General features: G+C 59.6%; 16 protein-coding genes. 7 read left to right on the forward strand and 9 right to left on the reverse strand.

The features are described from left to right. Window positions 1-62: 62 nt before the first annotated feature. From AC3ISG_RS00275 to AC3ISG_RS00300, 6 genes are all read right to left on the reverse strand, one after another. A complete protein-coding gene (locus AC3ISG_RS00275) occupies window positions 63-482 on the reverse strand; it encodes a hypothetical protein (protein ID WP_489298254.1) in 420 nt (139 codons plus the stop codon). After that, window positions 479-5,167 (reverse strand): RHS repeat-associated core domain-containing protein, encoded by a 4,689-nt coding sequence (locus tag AC3ISG_RS00280; RefSeq protein WP_489298255.1) that lies wholly within the window; start codon window positions 5,165-5,167, stop codon window positions 479-481. Before AC3ISG_RS00280 ends, AC3ISG_RS00275 begins: the two co-directional genes overlap by 4 nt. 388 nt (window positions 5,168-5,555) lie before the next feature. Then, entirely contained in the window at window positions 5,556-6,269 is a 714-nt protein-coding gene (locus AC3ISG_RS00285) for a PA5502 family lipoprotein (protein WP_489298256.1), read from the reverse strand. Between the two features lie 157 nt (window positions 6,270-6,426). Further along, a complete protein-coding gene (znuB, locus tag AC3ISG_RS00290; protein ID WP_489298257.1) occupies window positions 6,427-7,209 on the reverse strand; it encodes a zinc ABC transporter permease subunit ZnuB in 783 nt (260 codons plus the stop codon). Then, complete coding sequence (gene znuC / locus AC3ISG_RS00295) at window positions 7,202-8,002, reverse strand: zinc ABC transporter ATP-binding protein ZnuC (protein WP_122534312.1); 801 nt, start codon at window positions 8,000-8,002, stop codon at window positions 7,202-7,204. Before znuC ends, znuB begins: the two co-directional genes overlap by 8 nt. After that, complete coding sequence (locus AC3ISG_RS00300) at window positions 8,002-8,484, reverse strand: Fur family transcriptional regulator (protein ID WP_122534313.1); 483 nt, start codon at window positions 8,482-8,484, stop codon at window positions 8,002-8,004. The genes znuC and AC3ISG_RS00300 overlap by 1 nt, the downstream gene beginning before the upstream one ends. Before the next feature lie 57 nt (window positions 8,485-8,541). Here AC3ISG_RS00300 and AC3ISG_RS00305 point away from each other — a divergent pair, with 57 nt between their 5' ends. Continuing rightward, complete coding sequence (locus AC3ISG_RS00305) at window positions 8,542-9,471, forward strand: zinc ABC transporter substrate-binding protein (protein WP_489298258.1); 930 nt, start codon at window positions 8,542-8,544, stop codon at window positions 9,469-9,471. A 96-nt stretch (window positions 9,472-9,567) separates the two neighbouring features. Here the strand turns inward: AC3ISG_RS00305 and AC3ISG_RS00310 are convergent, their stop codons facing one another. Next, entirely contained in the window at window positions 9,568-10,518 is a 951-nt protein-coding gene (locus tag AC3ISG_RS00310) for a homoserine kinase (RefSeq protein ID WP_489298259.1), read from the reverse strand. A gap of 34 nt (window positions 10,519-10,552) precedes the next feature. Further along, window positions 10,553-10,843 (reverse strand): DUF2782 domain-containing protein, encoded by a 291-nt coding sequence (locus AC3ISG_RS00315; RefSeq protein ID WP_065987944.1) that lies wholly within the window; start codon window positions 10,841-10,843, stop codon window positions 10,553-10,555. Between the two features lie 74 nt (window positions 10,844-10,917). Between AC3ISG_RS00315 and polA the strand changes: the two genes are divergently transcribed. Then, window positions 10,918-13,683: a DNA polymerase I gene (gene polA, locus AC3ISG_RS00320; protein WP_489298260.1), complete on the forward strand. Its 2,766-nt coding sequence runs from the start codon at window positions 10,918-10,920 to the stop codon at window positions 13,681-13,683. Between the two features lie 236 nt (window positions 13,684-13,919). On the opposite strand, the gene yihA is transcribed toward polA, so the two are convergent. Further along, entirely contained in the window at window positions 13,920-14,555 is a 636-nt protein-coding gene (gene yihA / locus AC3ISG_RS00325) for a ribosome biogenesis GTP-binding protein YihA/YsxC (protein ID WP_489298261.1), read from the reverse strand. A 234-nt stretch (window positions 14,556-14,789) separates the two neighbouring features. Between yihA and AC3ISG_RS00330 the strand changes: the two genes are divergently transcribed. The 5 genes from AC3ISG_RS00330 to AC3ISG_RS00350 all read left to right on the forward strand — a co-directional run bounded on the left by AC3ISG_RS00330 (window position 14,790) and on the right by AC3ISG_RS00350 (window position 20,090). Then, window positions 14,790-15,407 carry a c-type cytochrome gene (locus AC3ISG_RS00330; RefSeq protein ID WP_489298262.1) on the forward strand — a complete coding sequence of 206 codons (618 nt, stop codon included), beginning with the start codon at window positions 14,790-14,792 and terminating at the stop codon, window positions 15,405-15,407. Window positions 15,408-15,597: 190 nt separating this feature from the next. Continuing rightward, entirely contained in the window at window positions 15,598-16,239 is a 642-nt protein-coding gene (locus AC3ISG_RS00335; protein WP_108121293.1) for a thiol:disulfide interchange protein DsbA/DsbL, read from the forward strand. Between the two features lie 9 nt (window positions 16,240-16,248). Further along, window positions 16,249-17,130: an endonuclease/exonuclease/phosphatase family protein gene (locus AC3ISG_RS00340; RefSeq protein ID WP_489298263.1), complete on the forward strand. Its 882-nt coding sequence runs from the start codon at window positions 16,249-16,251 to the stop codon at window positions 17,128-17,130. After that, window positions 17,127-19,214, forward strand: coding sequence for a GGDEF domain-containing protein (locus AC3ISG_RS00345; RefSeq protein ID WP_489298264.1), 2,088 nt, complete (start codon window positions 17,127-17,129; stop codon window positions 19,212-19,214). Before AC3ISG_RS00340 ends, AC3ISG_RS00345 begins: the two co-directional genes overlap by 4 nt. Before the next feature lie 99 nt (window positions 19,215-19,313). Next, window positions 19,314-20,090 (forward strand): N-acetylmuramoyl-L-alanine amidase, encoded by a 777-nt coding sequence (locus tag AC3ISG_RS00350; RefSeq protein WP_272635241.1) that lies wholly within the window; start codon window positions 19,314-19,316, stop codon window positions 20,088-20,090. Window positions 20,091-20,176: the final 86 nt, after the last annotated feature.

Genomic DNA, 20,176 nt, shown 5'->3' on the forward strand with positions numbered 1-20,176 from the left:
GTGCCCCAGCGGTATTGCCAGCTTAACTCGAAGAGGGTTTTCCCTTTGGTTCCTCAGGCAAGCTATCGCTGCTGAAACTCGAAGTGCTCCGCCATTATAGTTATGGCAGTTCTAGTGTTTTTACCCATGAACCCGAGCACTTCGATGAACCATGATAATGATTCCCCTAGTCTACCAACTTTGTCTTCATCAATTGATAGCAAGCAAATTGCCAGTCTGGCCATTAATACTTGGGGATCCCTCAGCTCCCTACTTTCTCCTCGAGAGTCGATGTAGCTCCACCACGCGATGGCTTCAGCTCTACACTGCTCGCTTGTGCACCTTCCAGCGATATAGCCTTCAACAAAGTGCACCGGGTTTCTTTCCCATCCGGCATACTCGATTTCTAAAGAACTCAGGACTTTAATCATGTAAGAAACGTAGTGCCTTTGTGCAGCCAAATTATCTTTGGGCCAAATAATAGAATTAATTGATAGACTCATTCACCAACTCCGAAATAACCCAAAAGGTCGCGACACGAGCCACACGCTTTTTTGGGCGTTTTGTGTCCATCTCCAGACACTCCAATGTTCACTGCTCGACTAGTTCCTCCCGCAGGATCCACTCCAGCGTTTAAAGCCTTATCGAGACAGACTACCTCAGCGCACCCTCCATGCCATTCCTCACGAGCGGAAGCGGGAGTACCCATTAGGGCGCCGGTTACATTTGTATTATGTGGAACCACGTCTCCACTCACACCTGTGAAAACCTTTCCACCGATGAGTAACTCACTCGCCGCCCCCGACTCCTTACCTGCGGCAAACGCTGCATCTGCAGCATCTTCTGCGTACGATAAACCAAGCGGATCTACCCATAGCACTGGGTTAGGCGCGTATTGGTAGAAGTTTAGCCCACCACTGTAGCCAATCGGATCCTTGCTAATAAACCGCCCGACCCTTGGATCATAGTACCGATGCCGGTTGTAGTGCAGGTCGGTTTCGTGGTCGTAGTATTGGCCTTGGAAGCGGATTGGGTTGGTCAGGCCGATCTGGTGAGCGAATTCGGAGCGCTTTTCAGTTGCCTCCCCCCACGCTTTGTATTGCGCGCTCCAGGCGGTGTTGCCGTTTTGGTCGGTTATTTCCTGCGGGGTGCCGAGGTGGTCGCATTGGTACCAGGCGAGTGCGTCGATTGGCAGCGCAACCGGTTTGTAGTTCCACAGCGGATCTTCTTTGAAGTTGTAGCGACCTTCGTATGTCGGCTGGCTGACGAGCCGAATCGTTTCGTGGCGGATGGCCTGGGCCACGGGGACGAAAGTGCCGGGCTCGTGGATGTAATGCACCGTTCGGCCGAGCGCGCCAGCGTAGGGCGGCGGGCTGCTTTCCCAGGCGAGGTTGTCGCCGTCCCAGCCGTACAAGGTGAAGCCGCAGCCCAGCTCGCGTTCTTTTCGCGCGTGTTCGTTCTCGTTCCAGCCGGTGCCGGCTTCGGGGCGTGGGCGGTAGTGGGCTTTGGAGAATTTGTAGAGGCGACGTCCGAGGGGGTCGTAGCCGAAGTCTACGGTAAGGCGCGGATCGCAGAAGTGCACCAGACGATCGAAGAGGTCCCAGTGCAGTTCGCTGCGCAGGCCATTGGTCCAGCGCTCGGTCAGGTTGCCGCGTTCGTCGTATTCGTAGTGGCCGCCTGCGTAGTCGCGCAGGAGGTTGTCCACGAGTTTGTTTTGAGTCGGTTTGGGGTCTAGTGGGCGGCGGACCGGCGCGGCGGTTTCGTTGAGCAGGTTGCTTGCAGGGTCGAAGGCGAAGGTTTCGGTGCCGAGGCGACTGGTGGCGCTTAGCAGGCGGCTTACCGGGTCGTAGCGATAGGAGAGCGGGCCGCGACGGCTGTCATTGATATAGGTAAGTTGGCCTGCGGCGTCGTAGGTGTATGCGCGTTTGATGAGCGTGGATTTATCGTCTGCTCGGCCCAGTAGTTGTTCTTGGAGGCGTCCCGCCGGGTCCCATTGCTGGGTTTGCAGCAGGTTATTGCCTTGGTGCCGGCTGATCTCGCGGTGGAGGTCGTCGCGCTCGTAGCTGAGCAGTTCATGCTCATCGAGCTTCAGGCCGAGCAGATGACCGCTGCCGTAGGTGAGCCAACTGACGCGGTGTCCATCCGGGCGGATGGTGGCGACGCGGTTGTTGAGCGCGTCGTACTCGTGCTGCCAGACCGCAACCAGCGGTTCTATCAGGCTGGTGTAGTGCTGGTGCTCGCGCAGCAGATTGCCGGCCGGGTCGTGAAACCATTGCAGCTTGCTGATCGCGTTGGTCGCCATGACCAGATGGCCATTGCCGTCGTAGGCGAAGGTTTCGCTCTGGGACTGTTCGCCGAGGGTGGCGCGGCGTTCGGTCAGGCGGCCCACGGGGTCGAAGGTCAGAGCAATGCTGCGTTGGACGTTGATAATCTCGGCAAGACGCCCGGTTTCCGGATCGTACTGATAGCGGGTCGAGCGATTGTCGAAGCTGCGCTCTTCCAGCAGGCGCCCAACCGGGTCGTAGTGAAAATGCGCGCTGCGTTCGTTTTCGTTTTCCAACGAAACGAGGCGGCCTAACTTATCCCAGCGGTAGCGCAAGGTCTGCTCGGCGGCGTCGACGCGCTCGGCGATAAAACCGGCGGCGGTGTAACGCCAGGTGGTGCATCGTTCGAGACCATCCGAGTGGGCGAGAAGTCTGCCTTCGGCATCCCGGCTAAAGCGTTCTTCGGTCTTGTCCGGATGTTTGATCAGGACAAGCTGACCGGCTTTGTATTCGTACGTGGTGCTGTGCCCGACCGGATCGGTAAAGCAGATCATTTGGCCGCGTTCGTCGTACTCCCAATTGCTAGTTTTCCCCGAGCAATCGACGTATTTCAGCAACTGGCCCGCAGCGTTGTACTCAAGTTTCTTGGTATTCCCGTTGGCATCCTTGATCGCCGTAGGAAGGCCGAACGAGTTGTAGGCGTATTCGGTAACGTTCTCTAGCGGATCAATCGCCTCGATCAGATTTCCGCGAAGGTCGTAATCCCGTTTCCACAGCCCGCCCTCGCCATCGCTGATCTTGATCAGGTGGCTTTTATCGTCATACGCGTAGTTCATCACGCTGTGATCAGCGCGGGTGTGCTCGGTGAGGTTGCTCAGCTTGTCGTAACGATACCGGTCAGTACTGCCGTCGGTGTGGACGTGGCGGATGATGTTCTTCGCCGCATCGCGGAAGAACCATTCCGAACGCCCATCGGCGTGGTAGATGCGATAGGTGTAACCCAAGCTGTCGTAGTAATGCCGGGTTTCATGGCCCAAAGCATCCGTGACGTAGGTCAGACGGATGTTTTCGTCCCAAGCCAACCGAGTATCAAAGCTGCCGTCATCGGCCCATTCGCGCACGGCTTTCGCGTCAGGGCCTGATCCCTGCCATTGCAAATTCAGCCCACGGTTAGTGCGGTCGGTGTAGCGGGTGATCAGATGGTTCTGATACTGATAACGCCAGGCCGAACCGTTCTCGTCCTGAGCCAGAACAAGATCGCCGAAATCATCGTACTGATACGCGCAGAGTTGGCGTTTGACGTCGCCGTCCCGGACTTCCCAAAGACCCGTCAACCGCCCCTGATCATCAATCAAAGTGCCCAGGCGAAGATGGACTTTGTTGAGATCCTTCTCCGAGTAAGTCACCAATTCGGAGAGCACCAACTGCCCATCATGACGATACTCATGATGCAGCATCACCCCGGCGCCGTTGGGCAACATCTTGTTGATCAGAACAAAGCGCTTGCCCCGCCGAACATAGGTCTCCCTGTGATCCAGGCCACGCATCAGCAATAACCGATCTTTGCTGAGGCGAACGACGGTCAGGTTCTCAATGGCGTTGAAGTGAAAGAGTTTTAACTTGGGAAGAGGAAATTCATGGCTACGCCCATCGGAGTCATGAAACACCAGACCGTCGCCGACGAGATCGAAGCGCGTAGTAAACGGCGTGATCCAGCGTGCGCCGATGATGTCCTGATCGTAGGCATCCAGACTCGAACAATAAGTCCGCGTCCACTCAATCGGAAACGGCCCCGGCAGACTGAAATCGGTATGCCGCACCGACTCCGAACCCATCGCAAAACTAATGCTGTTGCCCGTAGCAGCACAGACACAGTTTATCTTCGGGTTGGGCTGGCCCTTTGCTGGCGTCTCACGCTGAACCTTCTCAAGCTTGCCTTCCCCGGCCCTGCGCTTGGCCTGATTAGTCACCCCAGGCTTGATGTTGAACGATTGACCATGCCCGTTGCGCGCCCGCCAACTGACAACGGCGCCGTCCAACGTTAGCAGCAAAGAACCAAGCGAGTTCTGAGCCCCAGGATCCGCCAGCCCTTTGATCTGGGTCCGAAGCTCCGGCCCCATCGCACGCAACAAATCGGCCTGTTTGACGACCTCTTTTTTAACTGCTTCAGGCACAAGATGTTCAACAGCGCCATTTACCGCACCCTTGCCCGCAGCAGCGCAAACCTCCGCAGCCGCCGCAAAGATGTTGCCAATCGCCGCCTTAGGGTCGTAAGCCCAGAGATCTCCAGCGGCATGAACCAACTGCTCCGCTTCCAGCAAGTCAGCCTTGGCGTTCAGCTCCGGGTTAACCAGCTTCTCCAGACCATCAGCGATCTGAAAAAGTACGCCTTCCCCAAGCTTGCCCGCATCCTCGAGAATTCCGGGAAGCTTGCCCTGCGCCTGGCTCACAAAGTCATCAAGGGGCCCGACGATGGTGGCATTCAGATGCCCGATCAGAACCTCGATCAGCGCATCCCCCAACACCATCTTCCCGGCCTGACGCATCTCCTGACGCACCAGAAACAGGATCGGCCGCAAGGTCATTCGCGCTGCCGCCATGCCCGGCGGAATGGGGATCATGCCGATCAGATTGATGCCCAAACTGACCCAGTCCAGCGGGTCGCGCTTGTCACTGGTCGCCAGCCGGACAATGTCATTCAGCGCATCGACCAGCGCCATGATGTTGCCCACCACCGGCAGCCCGCCGGCCACTGCCTTGATTCGATCGAGCGAAACAACCCCGCCACTGATTTCCTGCAGCCAGGCATCGAAACTGGCCGCACCAAGACCAACGTCTTCAACCTGAATCAGATCAAGCGGAACGATCGCCACTTGCGGTTCGCGTTGCTCGCCACCAACGGGCGGATTTGGGGGGGTCGCCAAGGATGCTCTCCGTGCTTAAAAAACCATCCGAAAAGGCGTGAATGCCAATCCGGGGGCTACGGAGATATCAAGGGCTGTGCCAGCTACAAATTAACCAAACAAAAACAAAAGCTTAAGAAATAAAACGACAGGTTTTAGCGAACGCTAAACCCGAAACCCCATAAAAAGTGCGCAAGAAGTTGCGCACCCCTGCGCAACTTCTTGCACACTCGCCTGCAGGCCACAGAAGACATGGCTTACAGCGCAGAAAGCATCCCGGAACTCACAATCGACTGCGCAACTTCTTGCGCAGTCGATCCCGCGACTTTCCCGTGGGAAGGGAGGCAAGCAAGCGCAAAAAAAGGCGTTACCCGCGAGGGCAACGCCTTTTCTTTTGATCAAAAATCGATCAGAGCTGAGCGGGTTTCAGCACGATCTTCGCAGGCTCGGTGCGCTCGATTTCACGCTGCATCTGCAGCTCGAAATCCGGGTTGATCTTCGTGACACGCTTGGTCAGCAAGGTCGCCAGCCAAGGGTAGTCGTCGGTGCGTGGCACTTGCACGATGACGTCGCAGTTGAAGGCTGTCACGTCTTCAGCGATGTCACTCAGCTGCCGGCGTAGCTGCTTCATGTCTCCAAGCTTCAGCTCGATGGTTGTGCTCTCGGCGCTCGGGTCGATTACCTTCGCCTTGCGCTTGGCTTCGGCAGCCCGCAGATCGGCTTCCGCCTTTTCCAGCTCGGCTTTACGGGCGTGGGCGATGGCACCGTTGACGCCACTGGTCAGCGCCGGAGCCTTTGGCATCAGGGCACGAGCACGGCTGAGCGCGGTGGCGGCAGCGTTCATGTCGCCCTTTTGCAGCACGATCTGGCTGCGACTCAAATAAGCCTCAGCCAATTGGCGCTGGTATTGCTCGAGTCGAGGATCGTCCGGGGATTTGCCTTGCAGCGCGGCGAGTTGATCTTCCGCGGTGGCCAACTCGCTGCTGGCAATGTTCTGTTCCAGCTGCTGATAGGCATCGGGTACAGCCACAGGCGCGGGCTGGTCGACGGGCTTGCTCTGGCAAGCGCTCAACAGAACGGAAAATGCAGCAAGCAGCAGATAACGGGATGCGAACGGCTTCATTCCTGCGATTCTCTATTTGCGCAAAAAACGAGCAAGTCTACACACAAGTGGCTTGCCCCGAAAATAACTGATCACTATCGGTAGGCGGGCAAAGAGTCATTGCACATTGCCGCCATTAGATTATTGCGGAGTATGACTCTACCCGCCACCCAAGGTTCTACCGCTTGGGCAAAAGGAAGCTGAGCAGAAACAGCGCCGCCGCCGCGACCACGATGGACGGGCCTGCAGGGGTGTCTTTGAACCAGGACAACGCCAACCCCGCGCATACCGCGATGACGCCAATGATGCTCGCACCCAGGGCCATTTGCTCCGGCGAACGGGCGTGACGTTGTGCCGCAGCGGCGGGAATGATCAGCAACGAGGTGATCAGCAACACGCCGACGATCTTCATGGCCACCGCGATGACCACGGCGATCAGCAGCATCAACGTCATCCGCAGCGTTGCCACCGGCAGTCCTTCGACCGTCGCCAGCTCTTCATGCACAGTGATCGCCAGCAGCGGCCGCCACAGCGCGCAGATCAACACCAGCACCAACGCGCTGCCTGCGAGGATCCACGCCAGATCGTTCGGGCTGATGGCCAGCAGGTCGCCGAACAGATAGCCCATCAAATCAATGCGCACGTCCCGCATGAAGCTCAGCACCACCAAACCCAACGACAATGTGCTTGGCGCGAGAATCCCCAGCAACGTGTCGGACGCCAGCGGTTGACGTTGCTGCAGGGTTACCAGCAACACTGCGAGCAGCAGGCAGCCCACGGTCACGGCGATCGTCGGGCTGATGTCCAGCAGAAAGCCCAGCGCCACGCCGAGCAACGCGGCGTGCGACAGCGTGTCGCCAAAATAAGCCATGCGCCGCCAGACCACGAAAGACCCCAAAGGGCCTGCCACTACCGCTAACGCAAGGCCTGCGAGCAAGGCGTAAAGAAGAAAATCAGCCATGCTTGCAGCTGTCCCCGTGGTCGTGATTGTGGGTATGAACGTGATCGTGGACGGGCGCCGGCTGGCAGACTTCGCCATGCAGGTCGTGCGCATGATCGTGATGGTGGTGATAGATCGCCAGGCTCGGCGCGTTCAGGCCGAACAGCTCCACGAAGGCAGGATCGTTGCTGACCTGCTCGGGGTGACCGGAGCAGCACACGTGGCGATTGAGGCAGACCACCTGATCGGTGGTGCTCATGACCAGATGCAGGTCATGGGAAACCATCAGCACGCCGCACTGATGCCGGTTGCGCAGCTGAGTGATCAGCGCGTACAGCTCGGCCTGCCCGGCCACGTCAACGCCCTGCACCGGCTCGTCGAGCACCAGCAGCTCCGGCTTGCGCAACAGCGCTCGCGCCAGCAACACGCGCTGCATCTCGCCACCGGAAATCCCTTGCAGCGGGCTGTCGATGACCTTTTCGGCGCCGACCTCGACCAGCGCCGCCCGTGCGGTATCGCGATCGACGCCGGGCACCAGACGCAGGAAACGCAGGACCGACAACGGCAGCGTGGCATCAATGTGCAGCTTCTGCGGCATATAACCAACACGCAGCTTCGGCTTGCGCCAGATTTCGCCCGAGTCAGCCTTGAGCAGCCCGAGCACGGCGCGCACCAGCGTGGTCTTGCCCGCCCCGTTGGGGCCGATCAGAGTAACGATTTCACCTGAACTGACGCTCAGCTGGATATGTTCCAGCACGCTCTGGCCGGCGCGGGTCACGCTAACGTCCTTCAGGCGGATCAGTGCATCGCTCATCAGGCGGCCTTGCATCCGGCACACACACCAACGACTTCGACGGTCTGGGCTTCAACGTCAAAGCCGACCTCGTTGGCAGCGTCGACGATGGCGGCGCTGATGGTGGCGTGCTGCAACTCGATCGCGGCATGGCACTCGCGGCAGATCAGGAACTGGCCCTGATGCGCGTGGGTAGGGTGGTTGCAACCGGCGAAGGCGTTCAACGATGCGATGCGGTGCACCAGGCCGTTTTCCAACAGGAAGTCCAGCGCGCGGTACACGGTAGGCGGTGCGGCGCGGCGGCCGTCTTCTTCGCTGAGCACGGCGAGGATGTCATAGGCGCCCAGCGGCTTGTGGCTCTGCCAGACCAGTTCCAGCACGCGACGACGCAGGGCGGTCAGCCGCAGGCCTTTGCCCGCGCACAGCGTGTCGGCTTCAGTGAGCGCACTGTGCACGCAGTGGGAGTGATCGTGGGGGCGACTGGCCAGGGGTGTTTTAGACATGAGCGGCGACGGCCTTTGAGAGAGACGTTATTATGTTACCCGTTCCTGCCCCCATGAGTGGTTATCGTGTCCCGACTTTTTTTACTTTTTGTCGTATTTATTACTGGTTTTTCAACCGTCACTGCCGCCGATGCCAACGTCCGCGTTTTGACCAGCATCAAGCCGCTGCAGCTGATCGCCGCGGCTGTGCAGGACGGAATCGCGGTGCCGGAAGTCCTGCTCCCGCCGGGCGCTTCCCCTCACAACTATGCGCTGCGACCGTCCGACGTACGGCGCGTGCAGGAAGCCGATCTGCTCTACTGGATCGGCCCGAACATGGAGACATTCCTGCCCCGCGTGCTGTCCGGGCGCAGTAAGTCTTCTGTCCCGGTTGAGTCGTTGCCGGGTATGCACCTGCGTCACTTCACGGCCAGCGCCGAGCACCACGATGATGACGAAGACGAGCATGATCACGACCACCGCCCGGGCAGCGTCGATGCGCATTTGTGGCTGTCGTCAATCAATGCGCGGGTGATTGCGGCGAAGATGGCCGCTGACTTGAGCCAGGCCGATCCGGCCAATGCGGCGCGTTACGAGAGCAACGTTCAAGCCTTCGACGCACGCCTTGACGCGCTGGACGCCAAAATCAAACAGCGGGTCGCCGGGATTTCGAGCAAGCAGTATTTCGTGTTCCACGAGGCGTTTGATTATTTCGAAGAGGCGTATGGGTTGAGGCATGCCGGCGTGTTTGCCGTCAGCAGCGAGGTTCAGCCGGGTGCTCAGCACGTCGCCGCCATGCGCGCGCGGTTGACCGAATTCGGCAAGACCTGCGTGTTCAGCGAGCCCCCCCTTCGCCCGCGTCTGGCCGACACGTTGAGTGCAGGTCTGCCGGTCAAGCTGGCCGAGCTTGACGGGTTGGGCGGCTACACACCCGCCACCGCCCAGGGTTATGAGCAATTGCTGAGCAAGCTGGCGGATGATCTGGCGGGGTGTCTGGAAGGTTTGTAAGCTCTGGACCAATGCCTTCGTGAGCAAGCTCACTCCCACATGGACGGTGATGTGTGGGAGTAAATGGGGTGGCGCTCCAACCTTGCTTCTCGACTTTTACAACGCGAACGGCAACGGAATGTGGGTTTCCTGCCGCTGTTCCAGGCGTTTGCGGAATTCGTCCGGATCATGGATCAGCACGTCCTGCCCGGCGAAGGTTTCGGCGGCGATCAGGCGTGACAGCCAGAAGCGCACGCAACCCACGCGCAGCATCGTCGACCACAGCTCGGCTTCGGCGGCGGTGAACGGCCTCAGCGCGGCATAGGCACCCAGAAACGCCCGGGCTCGCGGCCCATCGATGGTGCCATCCTCAAACGAGCACCAGTCATTCACGGCAATCGCCACGTCGTACAGCATCGGCCCGGAACAGGCATTGTAGAAATCGATCACGCCCGTCAGGTGAGTGCCTTCGAACAGCGTGTTGTCGCGGAACAGGTCGGCGTGCAGATTGGCCCGCGGCAGCGCCATGATAGCAGCCTTGCGACGCTGAATTTCCTCAACGGCTTTGGTCAGCAGCGCGCCCTGCGTTTCGTCCAGGTGGGAGATGAAATTACCGCCCTCCTCCAGCATCCAGTCCAGACCACGGTCGGTTTTGCGCTCGATAGTCTCGCTGCGCGTGGCCATGTGCATGTGCGCCATGAATTCGCCGATCTGCACGCAGTGCTGAGTATTGGGCTCAGCCGGGTGCTTGCCGGACAGGCGCGGTTGCAGCAGCGCCGGCTTGCCTTTCAGCTCGCGCAGGGCCTGGCCGTCGGTGGTGCGCAGTGCGTAGGGCACAGGCAGATTGGCGTCGTGGAGGACATCCAGCAATTCAATGAAAAACGGCATCTCCTGAACCGGGCCGCGCTCGACCAGAGTCAGCACGAACTCGCCTTGCTCAAGGCTGACGAAGAAATTGGTGTTTTCACTTCCAGCGGCGATGCCCTGAAAATCACGCAGGGCGCCAAGCCCGTACGGGGCGAGAAAAGCTTCCAGCTCGGGCCGAGCCAGGGGAGTAAAAACGGACATAGAAGACTGCCAGCAAGAGAGTGAATGTAGGGCGTTACCAGCTGAATAGTACCCATTGGGGTATCAGCATGTCCGGTTGATCCGAACGGATGAATTGACCACTTGTGCCGTCGGCGCGCACCAGATAATAAGGCTTGCCGTGTTTGGGCGTGATCTTTACGGCGTACACGAATCCGTTCGCACGATACTCCTTGATGAAGCCGTCGCTGTCCTGACGGATGGTCACATCAGGCTCTGCCGATGGCGCTTCGTCATCCGCCGCGACCGCCAGCCACGGACAGGCAATCAACCCGCCGAGCAGTAACAGGCGATTCAGCGCGCGCATGATAACCTTGTGCCTTTGTCGTCAACGGTCCGCGTATTCTAGCGCCGACCCCGCCGAAAAGGTTGATCTTGCACATGAGTCTTGCGCCCCTCGTCCTGGTGGACGGTTCTTCTTATCTTTACCGCGCGTTCCATGCGCTGCCGCCGCTCATGACCTCCAAAGGCCTGCCCACCGGTGCGGTCAAGGGCGTGCTGAACATGCTCAAAAGCCTGCGCAGGCAATATCCCGAAAGCCCGTTTGCCGTGGTTTTCGATGCCAAGGGCGGAACGTTCCGCGACGCGCTGTACGGCGAGTACAAAGCCAACCGCCCCAGCATGCCGGACGACATGCGGGTGCAAATCGACTTCTTGCACAACTGCGTGCGAGGCCTCGGCTACCCACTGTTGTGCGTTGAAGGCGTTGAGGCCGATGACGTGATCGGCACATTGGCGCGCAGCAGCGCGGCCGCGGATCGTCCGGTGGTTATCTCCACCGGTGACAAAGACATGGCGCAGCTGGTCGATGGCCACATCACCCTAGTCAACACCATGACCGGCAGCGTGCTGGACGTCGCCGGCGTGAAAGAGAAGTTCGGCGTCGGCCCGGAACACATCATCGATTACCTCGCGTTGATGGGCGACAAAGTCGACAACATCCCCGGTGTCCCGGGTGTCGGTGAGAAAACCGCAGCGGGCCTGCTGGTGGGCATCAACGGTGGCCTGAAAGAGCTTTACGCGAACCTCGACAAAGTGGCAACGCTGCCGCTTCGGGGCGCCAAATCCCTGCCAGCCAAGCTCGAAGAACACAAGGAGATGGCATTCCTGTCCTACGAGCTGGCGACCATCAAGATCGACGTACCGCTGGACATCGAACTCGACGCTCTGCACTGCGGCGAGCCTGATCGTGAAGCGCTGATGGCGCTGTACACCGAGCTGGAATTCAAGAGCTGGATCACCGATCTGCAGCGTGACGCCCGCCAGGAAGGTGCTGAAGTCGTCCCTGCTGCCGAGCCGGCGCCGATCATCGAGGCCAAGTACGAGCTCATTCTTGAGCAGACCCAGTTCGATGACTGGCTGAAAAAGCTCGAAGCCGCGCCACTATTCGCCTTCGTGGTGCAGAGCAACGGCACTGACGCCCAGCGCGCGCAGATCGTCGGCCTGTCGTTTGCGATCAAGACCCACGAAGCTTGTTATATCCCGCTCACCCATTCCTATATGGGCGTGCAGCGGCAACTGGACCGCGAAGCGGTGCTGAAAGCGGTCAAGCCCATGCTGGAGGACGCGAGCAAAATCAAGGTCGGCCAGCACGCCAAGTTCGCGATTAACCTGCTGGCCAACTGCGCCATCGATGGCGACCAGAGCCAAGGCATCAACGTGCAGGGCATCAAGTTCGACACGATGCTCGAATCCTACGTGCTCGACTCCACTGCGACGCGTCACGACCGTGACAGCCTGGTCGCCAAGTACCTGGACCACACGCCGGTCAATTTCCAGGACATCGCGGGCAAGGGTGCGAAACAGCTGAGTTTCGACCAGATCGCGCTGGAGCAGGCCGGCACCTATGCGGCTGAAGAGGCTGACCTGACGCTGCGCCTGCACGAGGTGCTGCAGGACAGGCTGGCCAAGACGCCGAGTCTGGCCCCTGTGCTCAACGACATTGAAATGCCGCTTATGCCCGTACTGGCGCGCATCGAGCGTCAAGGCGCGCTGGTCGATGCCAACCTGCTCGGCAATCAGAGCGTCGAGCTGGGCAACAAGATGACCGAGCTTGAGCGCGAAGCGTTCGCCATCGCCGGTGAGGAGTTCAATCTCGGCTCGCCCAAGCAGCTCGGGGTGATTCTCTACGAAAAGCTCGGCATGCCGATTATCAGCAAGACCGCCACCGGCCAGCCGTCCACGGCTGAAGCGGTGCTCGCGGAACTGGCCGAGCAAGAATATCCGCTGCCGAAAGTGCTGATGCAGTACCGCTCGATGAGCAAACTGAAGAGCACGTACACCGATCGCCTCCCGGAGCAGATAAACCCGCGCACCGGGCGAATTCACACCTCCTATCATCAGGCGGTGGCGGTGACCGGCCGTCTGTCCTCCAGCGACCCGAACCTGCAGAACATACCCATCCGCACCGCCGAGGGCCGTCGCATTCGTCAGGCGTTTGTCGCCCCTCAAGGCTACAAGCTGCTGGCGGCGGACTACTCGCAGATCGAGCTGCGGATCATGGCGCATCTGGCCAAGGACGAAGGTTTGCTGCATGCCTTCCGCAACGACCTGGATGTGCATCGGGCGACCGCGGGCGAGGTATTTGGTGTCGAACTGCCGGACGTGACCAACGACATGCGCCGCAGCGCCAAGGCGATCAATTTCGGGCTGATTTACGGCATGAGCGCGTTCGGGCTGGCCAAGCAAATTGGTGTCGATCGCAAGCAGTCCCAGGCGTACGTGGATCGCTATTTCGCGCGCTATCCCGGTGTGCTGGATTACATGGAGCGCACCCGCGCTCAGGCGGCAGAACAAGGATACGTCGAGACCATCTTCGGCCGTCGCCTGTACCTGCCGGACATCAACGCGAAGAACCAGGCGCTGCGCAAAGGTGCCGAACGCATGGCGATCAACGCGCCGATGCAAGGTACGGCGGCTGACATCATCAAGCGGGCGATGGTGGCGGTGAACGGCTGGCTGGATGCGTCAGGTCTGGATGCTCGCGTCATCCTGCAGGTTCACGATGAACTGGTGCTGGAGGTGCGTGAAGATCTGGTCGAGCAGATCAGCAAAGACATCCGCGTGCACATGAGCGGCGCGGCCGAGCTGGATGTTCCGCTGCTGGTCGAAGTGGGTGTCGGGAACAACTGGGACGAGGCCCATTAACAACCTTGACGTTCCGATTCTGCGCAGGATCGGAACCGCTATCCCATTAAATTTCCGCCGGTTTTGAACTTCGGCGGACAAAACCCGGTCTGAGTTTGCGAATGGCTGACGTAGCCATTCATGCTCCTATGTTGTGTTAAGTGTTGGCAGATATCCGGACCCCTCCCGAGAGGTCTGGACTTGTACCCCGAACTTCCCCTCCCCACATGAAGTCCGGGGTTTTTTTTGCCTGCGATTCAGGTCGCCGGTGCCTTGTCTTCCAGTTCCATCCAGTCGGCCAGCACGGTGTAAGCCTCTTCCAGGCCCATGCGCTTGGGTGCCGAGAACAGCTGGATGGTGATTGCGTCACCCCAACCGCGATGTATTTCCGAATGGACTTTGAGCAGCGTGTTTTTCGCCGCGCCAAAGGTCAGCTTGTCGGCTTTGGTCAGCAGAATATGCATCGGCATACCGCTGGCGATCGCCCAGTCAAGCATCAGAAGGTCGAAGTCAGTCATCGGGTGGCGGATGTCCATCATCAGGATCAAGCCCTTCAGACTTTCACGGCCGCCCAGGTAGGCTTCGAGGTGGCGCTGCCAGTGCAGCTTCAGCGGGATCGGCACCTTCGCGTAACCGTAGCCGGGCAAGTCGACCAGACGGCGGTCGTCGTCCAGGCTGAAAAAGTTCAGCAACTGGGTACGGCCGGGGGTTTTTGACGTGCGCGCCAGGCTGGCGTGAGTCAGGGTGTTCAGCGCGCTGGATTTACCGGCGTTGGAGCGGCCGGCGAATGCGACTTCAAAGCCTTCGTCATCCGGGCATTGGTCGACTTTGGCAGCGCTGAGCATGAACTTGGCTTGTTGGCACAGGCCGAGAATAGGGTTCTTGAGTTGCATGGGATATCCGGTGAGGGCGTTGCGACGTGCGCGGCAACGGGGTGTCTTTTTCCGTTCAATGGGCGCGAGTATATAATGCCGCGGATTTTCATGTGTGCCTTGTCCTGCCCCCGCAAGGGTGTTGCCGACGCGAGAACCCGCCTGGCCTGTGCACTGAAACGTCCAAAAACAGGCCGCTTCCTCTCAAGACAGCCCATCATGAGGGCCGCACTTTCAGCCGCATCGGATCAACCCATGAACGCATTTCTGTCGAGCCTGCTGTTGACCCTGAGCCTCAATGGCCTCGTGCAGGCCGCTGACTCGCCAGCGGGCGATCCGGTCGCCGGCCAGGCGAAAACAGCGGTTTGCGGCGCTTGCCATGGCCCTGACGGCAATAGCCTGGTCCCCGTTTTCCCGAAGCTCGCCAGCCAGGGTGAGCGCTATCTGCTCAACCAACTGCACGACATCAAGGACGGCAAACGGGTTGTGTTGGAAATGACTGGCGTGCTCAATCCGCTCACCGATCAGGACTTGGCCGACATCGCCGCTTATTACGCCGGCCAGAAAGGCAGCGTCGGCACTGCCGATCCCGATCTCGTCGCGCTTGGTGAAGCGCTGTTTCGCTTTGGCAAGCTCGATCAGGGCATGCCTGCCTGCACCGGCTGCCACTCTCCAGACGGTGCGGGGATTGCAACGGCAGGTTTTCCGCACCTGAGTGGGCAGCACGCCGACTACATCAAGAAACAGCTCACGGCGTTCCGCGAAGGTGATCGCAGCAACGACGGCGACACGCGGGTCATGCGCACCATTGCCGCGAAACTGAGCAACAAGGATATCGAAGCGCTCGCGGCTTACATTCAAGGCCTCCATTGAGCGTCGGGACCGCGATACTGACGGACACGGTTGGTAAAACAAATGCCGACAGAGCTGCCCGGACGGGCCAAAAAGGGTAGCGAACGGCTGCGCTTTTTTGTGGCCGCAGGCGTTACACTTGCGAACTCATATCACCTCGGCCGGTCGAACTGCGGCCACCGAAGTGACCTTCCATGCCCAGGAGTTAAGCATGCGTAATCTGATTCTCAGCGCCGCTCTGATTTTTACCAGCCTGTTCGGTCTGACCGCTCAAGCAGCAGAGCCCATCGAAGCCGGCAAGCAATACGTTGAGCTGAAAAGCGCTGTTCCTGTTTCCGAGCCGGGCAAGATCGAAGTCGTCGAAATGTTCTGGTATGGCTGCCCGCACTGCTACGCCTTCGAGCCGGTCATCAATCCATGGGTCGAAAAACTTCCCGCTGACGTCCACTTCATCCGCGTTCCCGCCATGTTCGGCGGCCCTTGGGACGCTCACGGCCAGCTATTCATTACCCTCGACACCATGGGCGTAGAGAAGAAGGTCCACACCGCCGTGTTCGACGCCATTCAAAAAGGCGGCAAGCGTCTGACTGACCCGAATGACATGGCCGAATTCGTCGCCACCCAGGGCGTTGACAAGACCAAGTTCCTTGAAACCTTCAATTCGTTCGCTGTGAAGGGCAAGATCGCTCAGTACAAGGAACTGGCCAAGAAGTACGAGATTACTGGCGTCCCAACCATGATCGTCAACGGCAAGTATCGCTTTGACCTCGGCACTGCTGGTGGTCCCGAGCAGGCGTTACAGGTGGCCGATCAGTTGATCGCCAAAGAACGCGCAACGCTGACCGCCAAGTAAGCGCTGACCATGGCGCGCTGGGGAGCTACTGAACGGGTCGTTGCCCGGCACACGCCGAAGGTCAACGAGCATCATCTTCACGAGACAGGCCTGCCGGCCGACGGTCGGCTTCGCCTGCTCAGCTTCAATATCCAGGTCGGCAACAGCACCGAACGCTACCGGCATTACCTGACCAGGGGTTGGCAGCATCTGCTGCCCCACAATGGCAGAGCCGGGAATCTTCAGAAGATCGGCGATCTGCTGCGCGACTATGATCTGGTCGCCTTGCAGGAAGCCGATGGCGGCAGTATGCGCTCGGGCTATATCAACCAGGTTGAACACCTTGCCCAGCTCGGTTCGTTTCCGTACTGGCATCAGCAACTCAATCGCAACCTCGGACGCCTCGCCCAGCACAGCAATGGCGTGCTCAGCCGCTTGCGCCCGTGGGACATCGAAGATCATCCGCTGCCAGGTCCGGCCGGGCGTGGCGCTATTCTCGTTCGCTTCGGCGAAGGTCCGGACGCGCTGGTGGTGGTGGTCATGCACCTGGCACTGGGCGCACGCACTCGCACGCGACAGCTTGCCTACATTCGCGAGCTGATTGGCGGCTATCGCCATCAGGTGCTGATGGGCGACATGAACACCCACGCCAATGACCTGCTGCAAACCTCGCCGCTGCGAGATCTCGGCCTGCTTGCACCGCAGGTCGAGGCCACTTTCCCCAGCTGGCGTCCGCAGCGATGCCTGGACCACATCCTCCTGAGCCCGACCCTGACCCTTGAAAAAGTGCAGGTGCTCGCTCATCCCATTTCCGATCATCTGCCCGTCGCGGTGGAGATTCGCTTGCCGGCCTCATTAATCGGTGACTCGCTGCCGATAACAAGCACATCTCCTCGCGGACCTGTGGAATGACCGACGAAGCGCAGCGCTGGAAAGAAAAGTACCTCAAGAGCATCGAGCAGCAAGACAAACTGGAGCGGCGCTGGAACGCGCGGCTCGACTTGCTGCGTCGAGGCCTTGTGCGCAGCAGCCTGGCGGCCGAAGGCGCCGACAAGGCGGTTGACGCGTGCATGAAGGAAATGCGCGAAATCGTTCGCAAGGACGACATGGACGCAGGCCTTGCCGCTCTGATTCCGCGCCTTGAAAAGGCGGTGCTGGACTCCGAACAGCGTCGCGAACAGCGCGTCGAGCAAATGGGCACGGCGTTGACGTCGCTGGTCGCGCAGTTGCAGGCGTTGCCGCTGCCCAAAGACGTCAGCAAGCCGCTCAAGCGATTCGCCAAGAGTCTTGAAGATCGCATCACTCAAGCCCGTGAGCTGCCGCTGCTATTAAGTGAGTTGAGCGGACTTCAAGGGCAGGCGCTGTCGCAGATCGAACACCCGGATGAAGCGTCGCGCCCGGGTTTTCTCCAGCGATTGTTCGGCAGTCACCGTGAGGCTGACGGCGAGGGTGATGTGCCCCACTCAGTTAGCGAGCCGGGCGGGATTCAAGCTTCTGATGAAGCGCTTCAGCACTCAGCCGCCGTGCCCGAAGCTGTCCCTGAGAACACCGAGCTGGAGGCAGAACTTCGCAGCACCGTCCCGCCCGTTCCCCAGCCTGTCGCCGAAGAGCCCGAGCGCTCCATCCCGACGCCCCACTCCGACGTTGCAGTCCAGCCGGTAATGCCCGAGTCCAAGCCAGAGCCAGAGCCAGAGCCAGAGCCGGCCCAGCCAGACGAAGAACCCGAGGCGCCGCTCCACACCGGTCACGTGCCACAGGCCTCCGCCGACGAGTCTTCTCACGACGAAGCATCCGAGCCTGCGGCTGAAGCCCCCGCTCCGGATCATCAAGAGACTGCTGAAGCAGTTGTTATTGCCGACGACACCGAGATGGTCGCTGAAGACAATGCGCCTGACGAGACCGCTGCAGAAGAAGACAGCCCCTATGCACTGCCCTCTTCGCCCGAGCCCAGTTACAGCTCCGTTGCCGCCCACATCGAAGAAACCCTGCTAGGGCTTCTCGATGAGCTGACGCTGCCCGAACACCATCGTCCGCAAGCCGAAGCCATGCGCGTCCGGCTTGAGCATGGGCTGAACTGGTACGAACTGTTGCCGATCCTCGACGATCTCGCCGTGCTGATGCTCGCCGTCAATGACAGCGGACAGCATGAGTTTGAGGCCTATCTCAAGCAGCTCAATGAGCGCCTTGAGTCGTTTCAGAGTGGCTTGCTGGCAGCCAGCGAAAACCATGCCGATCAGCAATCGGCATCGCGGCAACTGGACCATCAATTGCGCGAACATGTTGGCGACCTGCAAACCAGTGTGCAGCAGGCGTCCGATCTGGACAGCCTGAAGCACGTGCTGGAAAGCCGTCTCGAAGGGCTGATTGGCACCATGGATCATCATCAGCAGCAACGCGATCAGCGCGAACAGGAAGTCGCCACCCGCCTGCAAGCCCTTTCCAGCCGCGTGGCCACGATGGAGCAGGAGGCGCTGGGCTTCCGGGTTCATCTGGAAGAGCAACGACAAAAGGCACTCATCGATACGCTGACAGGCCTGCCCAACCGCGCGGCGTGGAACGAGCGGCTGGAGCATGAGATCGACCAGTTGCAGCGTAAGCGCTCAAGCCTGCTGCTCGGCATTCTCGACCTGGATCACTTCAAGCGCATTAACGACGGCTATGGCCACCTGGCGGGTGACAAGGTTCTGAAGATCATCGCCGGGCAGCTGCGAAAGCGCTTGCGGGCTTCTGACTTCATTGCGCGATTTGGCGGCGAAGAGTTCGTGATTCTGCTTCCGACCACGCCGATGGATGAGGGGTTGGCGCTGCTGGAGCGTCTGCGCGAGGGCATCGAACAGTGCCCGTTTCACTTCAAGGGCGAGCCTGTCACGGTCACGGTGTCCACGGGTATCACGCGGTTCGCTCCGGGGGAGCGCAGCGACGTTGTGCTCAAACGCGCGGATCAGGCGCTGTATCGCGCCAAGCATGAGGGGCGAAACCGCATCGAGCAGGGCTGAACGTTTCGTCTGGTTGGCAGCGTGGGCATGATGCATTTTTGAATGCGCAACGGGCGTTACGTTACACTGTTGCATTATTTGCCTACACGTCGTGCCGCCATGAAGTCTATTTGTGCCCTATTTCTGCTGTTGCTGCTAAGCGCTTGTAGCAGCGGTCCGAAGATCGACACCAGCCACCCTTCTGTGAATTTCGACAGCCGTGTGCAGTTTGTGGTGGTTCATTACACCTCCGCCTCCCTCGACCGGTCACTGGAGCTGCTGACCCACGGTGAAGTGAGCGCGCACTACCTGATCGGCGACGGCCCGGCCACCACCTACAAGCTGGTCGACGAGTCCCAACGCGCGTGGCACGCCGGTGAAAGCGAATGGGACGGGCGCACCTGGCTCAACTCAAGCAGCATCGGCATCGAGATCGTCAATCCGGGCTACCGTGACACGCCGACGGGTCGGCTCTGGTATCCCTACAGCGAGGCGCAGATTCAGGCGCTGATCGTCCTGCTCAAAGACATCGTCAAACGCAATCATATCGAACCGCGCCACGTCATTGGCCACAGTGATATCGCGCCCCTGCGCAAACTTGATCCGGGGCCGTTGTTCCCGTGGAAGCGGCTGGCTCAGGAAGGCCTGGGAATCTGGCCGGATGAGCAGCAGGTTGCACAACGTCAAACCCAGTTGATGGGCGTCGTGCCGAATATTGTGTGGTTCCAGCAACAACTGGCGCTGCTGGGTTATTCGACACCCCAGACCGGAGAGCTGGACATCGCAACACGTCACACGCTGGCTGCGTTCCAAATGCATTTTCGACCACAAAAATTTGACGGTGAGCCGGACCTGCAAAGTGCAGCGATGCTGCAAGTGCTTAACTTAAGGCACTAAATTCCACTAATTGTCAGTTTTTTCCAGACTATTTCTGCGCTTGTTGCTATACCTCAGTGGTTACGCAATCCCACCACCTGGATGAC

This window comes from Pseudomonas sp. GL_135 (assembly GCF_057834665.1).